Here is an 8,994-nt window from a genome sequence, read left to right on the forward strand (position 1 = left end):
CGCCCCGCCCAGGAGCCCGCAGGGGCCGGCCAGGTCGTCCCCCGCCGCGAAGGCCCCGCACACCGCGTCCACGGCGGGCGTCCACCAGCTCTCGGGCGGGTCCCACCCCGCCTCCCGGCTCCGCCGGCCCCACGGCGCGCGCAGTTCCCGGGCACGGGCGGTACGGTCCCGCGTCCCGGTCCTCACCTCGGCATCTCCCATGGCGCCGCTCCCGTCGGTCGGTCCTGTCGCGGAGGCGGGTCCGCGTCCGCTCGGCGCGTTCCGTCCTCCCTCACCCCTGATTACGGAGATCGGTGGCGGCTGTGACGCGAATGCGGGATATTTTTCGAGCACGTGTCCTCCAGCGCCGGACCGGGGCTCCTCCCCGGACCGCGGCGCACACTCCCCAGAAAGGACGCCGGGTGAACGACGTCCCCGACGATCACACAGAGACTCTGGTCGGTGACGGTGAGTTGATTCAGTGGGTGCGGGACGGCGACACCGGCGCCTACGCCACCCTCTACGAGCGCCATGCCGCGGCGGCGCGCGGACTGGCCCGGCAACTGCTGCGCGGCGAGGCGGAGGTGGAGGACGCCGCCGCCGAGGCGTTCACCCGCGTGCTCAGCGTCATCCAGCGAGGAGGGGGCCCGCAGGACTCCTTCCGCCCCTACCTGCTCACCGCCGTCCGCAACGCCGCCTACGACCGGGGACGCGGGGAGAGGCGCCAGGTCGTCACCGACGACATGGAGAGCCTCGTCCCCGGCCAGCCCTTCGTCGATCCCGCGCTCGAAGGGCTGGAGCGCTCCCTCATCGCCCGGGCCTTCCTCTCGCTCCCCGAGCGCTGGCAGTCGGTGCTCTGGCACACCGAGATCGAGGGGGCCAAACCGGCCGAGGTCGCGGACGTGCTCGGCATGAAGCCGAACGGCGTCGCCGCCCTCGCCTACCGGGCGCGGGAGGGGCTGCGGCAGGCCTACCTCCAGATGCACCTGGCGGGCGGGAACGCCGCCGAGGCCTGCCGCCCGACCCTCGGACTGCTCGGCGCCCACGTCAGGGAGGGGCTGTCCAGGCGCGACACCGCCAAGGTCGACCGGCACATGGACGGCTGCGCCGACTGCCGCGCGGTCTACGCCGAGCTGACCGACGTCAACGTCGGCCTGCGCGGGGTCGTCCTGCCGCTGGTGGCGGGCGCGGGGGCGGCGGGCTACCTCTCCGCCACCTCCGCCGGGGGCGCCTGGTGGGGGAGGATGTCGCGCCGCCAGCAGCAGGCGGCGGCCGGAGGCACGGCGGCGGCCGGTGTGGCGGTCGCGGTCGCCCTGGCCCTGACCAGCGCGCCGGAACCGCTTCCCGAACAGCAGCCGCCCCCGGCGGCGGCCCCGTGGGAGCAGCCTCCGGCGCCGACCGCTCCGGACGAGCCCGAGCCCGCTCCGGACGCGCCGCGGCCCTCTCCTCCGGCCAGCGACCGGCCGCGCCCCGACGCGGACGAGCGGCCCGAGCCCGCCGAGCCGGTCCCGGCGGTGCCGCCCGCCGACGTGCCGGAGGAGGAGGTGGCGCAGGAGCCCGGGCCGCGGTTCGCCGCGGGGATCGACCCGGTCGGCTCCCTGCTCCCGGGCAGCGAGGGGATCATGGTCCTGGACGTGCGCAACATCGGCGGCGGCGCGGCCGAGGAGGTCGTCGCCCAGCTCACCCTGCCGCCGGGCGTGGAGATGGTCTCCTCCGGCGGTGCGGGAAACGCGCTTCCCAGGGCGGTGGGACACGGCGACTGGAGCTGTTCCGCGGGCAGCGGGGGCGGCCGCTGCGCCCACCCGGGGATGGCGGCGGGGGAGGACGGCACCCAGTTCATCGACGTGCGCGTGGCCCCGGACGCCGAGGTCGGGGTTCCGGCGACGGTGTCGGTGTCCGCCGCGGGCGTGACCGCCGAGGCGACGGGGGAGCGGGGCGTGAGCGCGGAGGGCGTCACGGCCCGCTACGCCACCGCGGGCCGGGTACGCGCGGAGAGCGTCGGCAACGCCCTGATGACCTGCGTCGAACCGGAGCCGAGGGGTCGCTGGCCGTGGCCGTGGTGGGACTGGCCGTACGCCCCGGACGTCCCCGACCCGCGTCCGCAGGGTCCCGGGACCGAGCCGGGCACGGAGTCCTCCCCCGCTCCGGGCGCCCCCGCGCCCCCGAGACCGGAGCCGCCGGAAGCCGAGGCGACCATGGAGGAGGATGCGGTCCCTGGCCGGGAAGAGGGCGAAGGGGCTCCTGACGGGACGGTGGGCGCGCCGGACAACAACGTGCCCACGGAAACGGCGCGCGGACCGTTCTCCGAAGGCGTGGCGCGGCACGGCGGCCACGGCCCGGCGACGGTGGCCCACCACGCCCCCGGGTCCCACGGCGCCTCCGAGGCACAGAACGCTCCCCGGGCGCAGGACGGCCCCGGGTTCCACGGCGCTCCCGAGGCCCAGGACGGCCCCTGCGCCCGGGCCAGGCTGCGCCAGGGGCCGCGCCTGGACAACGACCACTGGACGATGGTCCCGCTGGACGCCGACGACGACCCCTCCACCACCTCCTCCAGTTCGGCGACCTGGGAACTCCCCGAGGGCGGCGGGGTGCGCTGGGCGGGGCTCTACTTCTCCGGGACCGGGACCGGGACCCCCGACGCCCCCTCCGTCCGGGTCAGGGGACCGGGCATGACGGACTACCGCACCGTCGAGGCCACCAGCAACCGTGTCGCCGAGCTGCCCGGCTACCCCGCCTACCAGGCGTTCGCCGAGGTCACGGACCTGGTGCGGGCCCAGGGCGGCGGCCAGTGGTGGGTCGGCGACGCCCCCGTGAGCGAGGGCCGCGGCCACTACGCGGGCTGGAGCCTCGTGGTCGTGCTGGAGGACCCCCGGGTGGGCACCCGCAACCAGGTGATGGTCCTCGACGACACCCGGGTCTCCTTCCACGGCGGCGGGGGCGGCCCCTTCGCGGTGTCGGGCCTGCTGCCCGCCGCCGTACCCGCCCGGATCGACGTGGTGGCCTGGGAGGGCGACCCCGACCTGGGCGGGGACCGGGTGACCGTGGACGGCGCGGCGGCGGAGCCGGTCGGCGGCTACGGGCGGACGGACAACGCGTTCACCGGCTCGGCCCGCGGCGCGGTCGGCGACCCGCTCGCGTTCGGCACCGACGTGGTCCGATTCGACTCAGTACTTGGCCGAGAAACGGACATCCGAATCCTGACCGAACAGGACGCCGTGATGGTGGGGGCAGTGGTCCTGACGGCCCCCATGCGTAGTTGAGGTACGGGCTTCCACCCGCCCCGTCCGGGCCTGTCCGGCCGCTTCGGAGCCACGGGGCCCTCCGGAAAACCGCCTGTGAGTAGCAGTCCAATAACTCTGTGTGTTCAGAAGGGGCACGCAAAACCAGACAGACTTGGCTAGGCTGTGGCCCGGTCATGGACATGGCCCAGAGACAACAGGGAAGGGGGTCGGTGCCAGTGGACCGCTGCGCGTTGTTCGTTGACGCGGGGTACCTTCTCGCGGACGGCGCGATGGCAGTGCACGGAACCCGCAACCGGGACTCCGTCTCCTGGGACTACACCGGTCTCGTCCAGTTCCTCAACGAGGTCGCGCGGGACCGCACCGGCCTGCCGCTCCTGCGCTGCTACTGGTACGAGGCGGTCGCCGACGACCGGCGGACCCAGGAGCAGGACGGCATCGCCGACATCCCCGGTATCAAGTTCCGCGGCGCGCGGATAAGGCCCGGCCGCCGCGAGGGCGTCGAGAGCTACGTCCAGCGCGACCTCACCACGCTGGCCCGTACCGGCGTCCTGTGCGACGCCGTCCTGGTCAGCGGGGACGAGGACATGGCGCCGGTCGTGGCCGACGTACAGGACATGGGCGTGCGCGTCACGGTCGTGCACGTCTCCGTCGAGGGCAACTGGACCATCTCCCGGGCCCTGCGCCGCGAGTGCGACGACCTCATCGAGATCGGCGCGGGCCACCTGCGCCCGCACGTCAACCTGCTCTCCAGCGGCGGCGCCGCCCAGGAGACCGCTGCCAAGACCACCACGCCGTTCTCCAACGGCCGCGCCCGCTCGGCGCCCGAGACCCCCAGGCAGCCCGTCGCGACGGCGCAGCCCGGCGGCAGCCGGGTGGAGGCGGCCTCCTCGTCCGCCGTGGGCCTGGAGGCGATGTTCGCCGGAACCGGCGGACAGCCCGCCCCCCAGGGCAGCGCCATGGACCAGCTGCGCGCCATGCGCAGGTCCCTCGCCCAGCAGCGCGGCGGCGGGGACCACCTGGCCGGGCCGAACACGGACAACCAGCAGTCCGGCCCGATCGACGCCAACGGGTTCCCCTCCGGCGGCCAGGTCCCGCCGAACGTGGGCGGCAACAGCGCCTATCCGGGCGCCTCGATGACCGGGGGGCACCCGGCGCCGGGCGGCCAGGGGGGCTACCCCGTCACCGGGGGGCACCAGTCGCTGCGCGGGGCCGACCAGACGGGCTACGGGCTTCCGGCGAGACAGGCACCGCCCCCGCAGCAGCACATGACGGGGCCGCAGCAGTCCTTCGCCGGCGGGACCGGGCCACAGCAGTCCTTCGCCGGCGGGACCGGGCCGCAGCGCTCCTTCTCCCAGGAGGGGCAGTCCCTGCAGCCGGGCCAGCACGGCCAGCCGGGCCAGCACGGCGGGCAGCCGGGACACGGCCAACCGGGGCACGCGCCACCGCAGAGGAGCGCACCGCCCCAGGATCCCAGGTTCGGCCCGGGGGACAACCCCGGCTTCGGGGGTGCGAACGACGCAAACCCTACCTATGGGACCAGTACGGAAACTGACACCGCCCAACGCGGTGGGGCGGCCCCCTCCTACGGGGGACCGCAGCCTACTGGTCCCGAACAGGACAGCCGGTTCGCCGCCGGCGACTACCGGGAACCGCGTCCCAGTCCTGGATATCCCCAGCAGACGCGTCCCGCCACGCATACCGTTGACGAAGCGGTGCATGTTGCGCGCAAAGAAGGGAACGACTTCGCGGAGTCGATCGCCCGCGAGGCGCCCGCCCTGTGGGTCGAGGCCGTCCTCGCCCGCAGGCCCCGGATGCCCTCCGACCTGGAGGCGCGTCTGCTCCAGGGTTCCTCGCTGCCGATCGACCACCTGTTGCGTGACGAGGTCCGGGACGGACTGCGCCAGGGGTTCTGGCAGGCACTGGAGCGTGCCAGGCCCTGAGATCCTTGCGCGGGGAGTGCGAGTAGGTGATGAGGGCGATGCGGTTGACCCACGTGACGACGGCAGAACTCGACCGTTTGGAATTCCACGCCGTCCGGTCCGGTGAGCACGGACGGGTCGCCGCCCAGCTCATGGACCTGGCCAACCGGGTCGACGCCGGAAGCGAGATCTCCCGCGCGGAGCTGTTCGTGCGCGCGGGGGAGCAGTGGGAGATCGCCCAGGAGTTCGAGCGCGCCTGCTCGGCCTACCAGAGGGCGATCGACGACGGCGGCCCCACGGTGATCGACGCGCGCGCCCTCAGCGCCGGTGCGCTGCTGCAACTGAACGAGGTCGGGACGGCCTACGCCCACCTCGAACGCCTGGAGAGCGAGCGACCCCCGGGGCTCCAGACCTACATCCACGTCGCCGAGGCGCTGTACGCGCACGACGACCTGGAGGGCGCCGAGCGGTGGGCCACGGTCGGCGCGCACCGCTTCCTCGGCCTGGACGCCTCGCCCTACGTCCACGACCTGCTGCTGGAGCTGCTGCGGATCCGGTTCCGCGTCCGCGTCGACCTGGGCCTGGACGAGGACGCCCTGGACCGGCGGCTCGACGCCGGGTGAGGGCCGCGCCGGGCTCGCCCGCCCCCGCGGCCCGCGCCGACCCCGGTGAGTGAGGTTTCCGACGTTTCCCTCCCGGGGGCCGCGACACGCCCGGGCCGACTCCGCCCGGAGTGCTTTTCCGCGACGCCCCGAGGCCGCGGCCGCAGGATCGGGTACGCCAGGTTCCGCGGAGCCGTGCGGCCCCCGTGCGCGGGCGTTGCGGGCCGGCTGGGGCGGCGGCACGGGCAGGGTCGGGTGCGGGCGCCCCCGGCGACGACCTAGGCTGTGTCGGGCCGCCTCAGGGCCGCCCCGACGGGGTGCTCAGCCCCCGCGCCGACGGGCCTCCCAGAGCCCCTCATACCACGCCCCCAGGGTGTGTTCGACAATCGTCGAAGAACCTGAGAAATCGATGACACGCCATCATCTTGCGGTGTTCCAACGCACCATCCCCTAGATGTAGTATCTCTCCCGCTGGTGGTTCACCCCTCGGGGTGAGGCAGAGGGGACCCGGTACGAGCCGGGCCGTCCCCGCAGCGGTGAGTGGAAGAAGAGGCCGTCACAGGTACCGGGAACCCCCGCGGAACCCCGGTGCCGTGGTCCCCGCCCACCCGCCACCGGTGATGCACACCTGAGTGTGTGCCGACGACGGGGCTTCGAGAACGAGCCGCCGCGGCCCGCCGGCCGGACGACCGCGCGCACCCAGTGCGCCGGTCCGCCGGGAGCGCCGCGCGACCCTCGCTTCTCGTCCCCTCCCCGCCGGGACTCTTCTATCGAGGTTGGAGCCGCTGTATGACCCTTGACGTCGAGGCCGTGCCCGCATCCGTTCGGTCCAGCAAGGACGGCAACCCCCCTGCCGCCGTCGACCGGATCGAGCACGTCGTAGCCGAGGCCTGTGCGCGGCTCACCGGTGTTTCGGCGGAGAAGGTCCTCACCGAGGCCCGTCGCGGCTTCTACCCCGGCATCTCCGACGCCGAGGTGGAACTCGCCCTGGTCATGGCCGCCCGCAGCTTCGTGGAGGTCGACCCGGACTACTCCTACGTGGCCGCCCGCCTGCTGCTGGACAAGCTGCGCCGCGAGGCCCTCACCTTCATCAGCGGCGCCCCCGACGCCGCCGGCCAGTCCGAGATGGGCGAGCGCTACGCCGCCTACCTCGCCGCCTACGTCGGACGCGGCATCGACCTCGGCCAGCTCGACCCGGCGCTGGCCAAGTTCGACCTGGCCCGCCTGGGCGCCGCGCTGCGCCCCGAGCGCGACGAGCAGTTCACCTTCCTGGGCATCCAGACCCTCTACGACCGCTACTTCCTGCACAGCGACGAGGTGCGCTACGAGCTGCCGCAGGCGTTCTTCATGCGGGTGGCCATGGGTCTGGCCCTCAACGAGGACGACCGCGAGGCCCGCGCCATCGAGTTCTACGAGCTGCTGTCCTCGTTCGACTTCATGGCCTCCACGCCCACCCTGTTCAACTCGGGCACCGTGCGGGCGCAGCTGTCCTCCTGCTTCCTCACCACCGTGGGCGACGACCTCCAGGCCATCTTCCACGGCATCAGCAACAACGCGATGCTGTCCAAGTACTCCGGCGGCCTCGGCAACGACTGGACCCCGGTGCGCGGCCTGGGCTCGCACATCCGCGGCACCAACGGCAAGAGCCAGGGCGTCGTGCCGTTCCTGAAGATCGCCAACGACACCGCCGTCGCGGTCAACCAGGGCGGCAAGCGCAAGGGCGCGGTGTGCGCCTACCTGGAGACCTGGCACATCGACATCGAGGAGTTCCTCGACCTCCGCAAGAACACCGGTGACGAGCGCCGCCGCACCCACGACATGAACACCGCGAACTGGGTTCCGGACCTGTTCATGCAGCGCGTGGAGCAGGGCGGCAGCTGGACCCTGTTCTCGCCGGACGAGGTCCCCGACCTGCACGACAAGTACGGCGCCGAGTTCGCCGAGGCCTACGCCCACTACGAGGCCGAGGCCGCGGCGGGCCGGATCAAGGTCTCCAAGACCCTCCCGGCCGTCGACCTGTGGCGGCGCATGCTGACCATGCTGTTCGAGACCGGGCACCCGTGGATCACCTTCAAGGACCCGTCCAACCTGCGCTCGCCGCAGCAGCACGTCGGCGTGGTGCACTCCTCCAACCTGTGCACCGAGATCACGCTGAACACCAGCGCCGACGAGGTCGCGGTCTGCAACCTGGGCTCGGTCAACCTGGCCCAGCACGTGGGCCCGGACGGCCTGGACGCCGAGCGCCTGCGCCGCACCGTCCGCACCGCCGTGCGCATGCTCGACAACGTCATCGACGTGAACTTCTACACGATCCCCGAGGCGCGCCGCGCGAACATGCGCCACCGCCCCGTGGGCCTGGGCCTCATGGGCTTCCAGGACGCGCTGTTCAAGCTGCGCACGCCCTTCGCCTCCGACGGCGCGGTCTCCTTCGCCGACGAGAGCATGGAGCTGATCAGCTACTACGCCATCGAGGCCTCCATGGAGCTGGCCGCCGAGCGCGGCTCCTACGAGAGCTTCGAGGGCTCCCTGTGGAGCCGGGGCGTGCTGCCGATCGACTCGCTGCGCCTGCTGGCCGAGTCGCGCGACGGCGACCTGGACATGGACCGGGGCGAGACCCTGGACTGGGACTCGCTGCGCGAGCGCGTCAAGACCACGGGCATGCGCAACTCCAACGTCATGGCCATCGCCCCGACCGCGACCATCGCCAACATCACCGGCGTGAGCCAGTCGATCGAGCCGGTCTACCGCAACCTGTACGTCAAGTCGAACATGTCCGGCGACTTCACCGTGGTCAACCCCTACCTGGTGCGCGACCTCAAGGCCCGCGGCCTGTGGGACGACGACATGGTCTCCGCGCTGAAGATGCACGACGGCAGCCTCGGCGCCATCGACCGCGTCCCGGCCGACCTCAAGGCCCTCTACGCCACCGCGTTCGAGGTCGACCCCGAGTGGCTGGTGGACGCCGGTTCGCGCCGCCAGAAGTGGATCGACCAGGCCCAGTCGCTGAACCTGTACATGGCGGCCCCCAGCGGCAGGAAGCTGGACTCGCTGTACCGCCGCGCGTGGCGCTCCGGTCTCAAGACCACCTACTACCTGCGTTCGCAGAGCGCCACCCACGTGGAGAAGAGCACGCTCAAGGGCACCGACGGCCGCCTCAACGCGGTCGCCGCGACCCCCGCGGCCCCGGTCGCGCCGGTCGCCTCGCCCGCGCCGAGCCCGGCCCCGGCGCCGAGCCCCGCGCCCAGCCCGTCC

General features: G+C 73.3%; 4 protein-coding genes and 1 pseudogene. 4 read left to right on the plus strand and 1 reads right to left on the minus strand.

Annotated elements, in window-relative coordinates:
• Positions 1-201, minus strand: a pseudogene (locus tag DQW06_RS29500) (hypothetical protein); the annotation flags it as partial.
• A gap of 200 nt (positions 202-401) precedes the next feature.
• Here DQW06_RS29500 and DQW06_RS11045 point away from each other — a divergent pair.
• The 4 genes from DQW06_RS11045 to DQW06_RS11060 form a co-directional block, all read left to right on the plus strand.
• The gene (locus DQW06_RS11045) at positions 402-3,239 is read left to right on the plus strand and encodes a sigma-70 family RNA polymerase sigma factor (RefSeq protein ID WP_117198395.1); all 2,838 of its coding nucleotides are present in this window, start codon (positions 402-404) and stop codon (positions 3,237-3,239) included.
• 197 nt (positions 3,240-3,436) lie between these two features.
• Positions 3,437-5,161 (plus strand): NYN domain-containing protein, encoded by a 1,725-nt coding sequence (locus DQW06_RS11050; protein ID WP_013155604.1) that lies wholly within the window; start codon positions 3,437-3,439, stop codon positions 5,159-5,161.
• Between the two features lie 29 nt (positions 5,162-5,190).
• Complete coding sequence (locus tag DQW06_RS11055; protein ID WP_071623020.1) at positions 5,191-5,763, plus strand: hypothetical protein; 573 nt, start codon at positions 5,191-5,193, stop codon at positions 5,761-5,763.
• A gap of 768 nt (positions 5,764-6,531) precedes the next feature.
• On the plus strand, positions 6,532-8,994 hold a 2,463-nt coding region (locus DQW06_RS11060; protein WP_117198396.1), incomplete at its 3' end, for a ribonucleoside-diphosphate reductase subunit alpha.

This window comes from Nocardiopsis sp. TNDT3 (assembly GCF_003427465.1).
In the GTDB taxonomy this organism is placed as follows: Bacteria; Actinomycetota; Actinomycetes; order Streptosporangiales; family Streptosporangiaceae; genus Nocardiopsis; species Nocardiopsis dassonvillei.

What these genes read in the sequence shown, in the direction of transcription:
- DQW06_RS11055 (WP_071623020.1), top strand. Translation starts at nt 5,191, where the DNA reads ATGAGGGCGATGCGGTTGACCCACGTGACGACGGCAGAACTCGACCGT.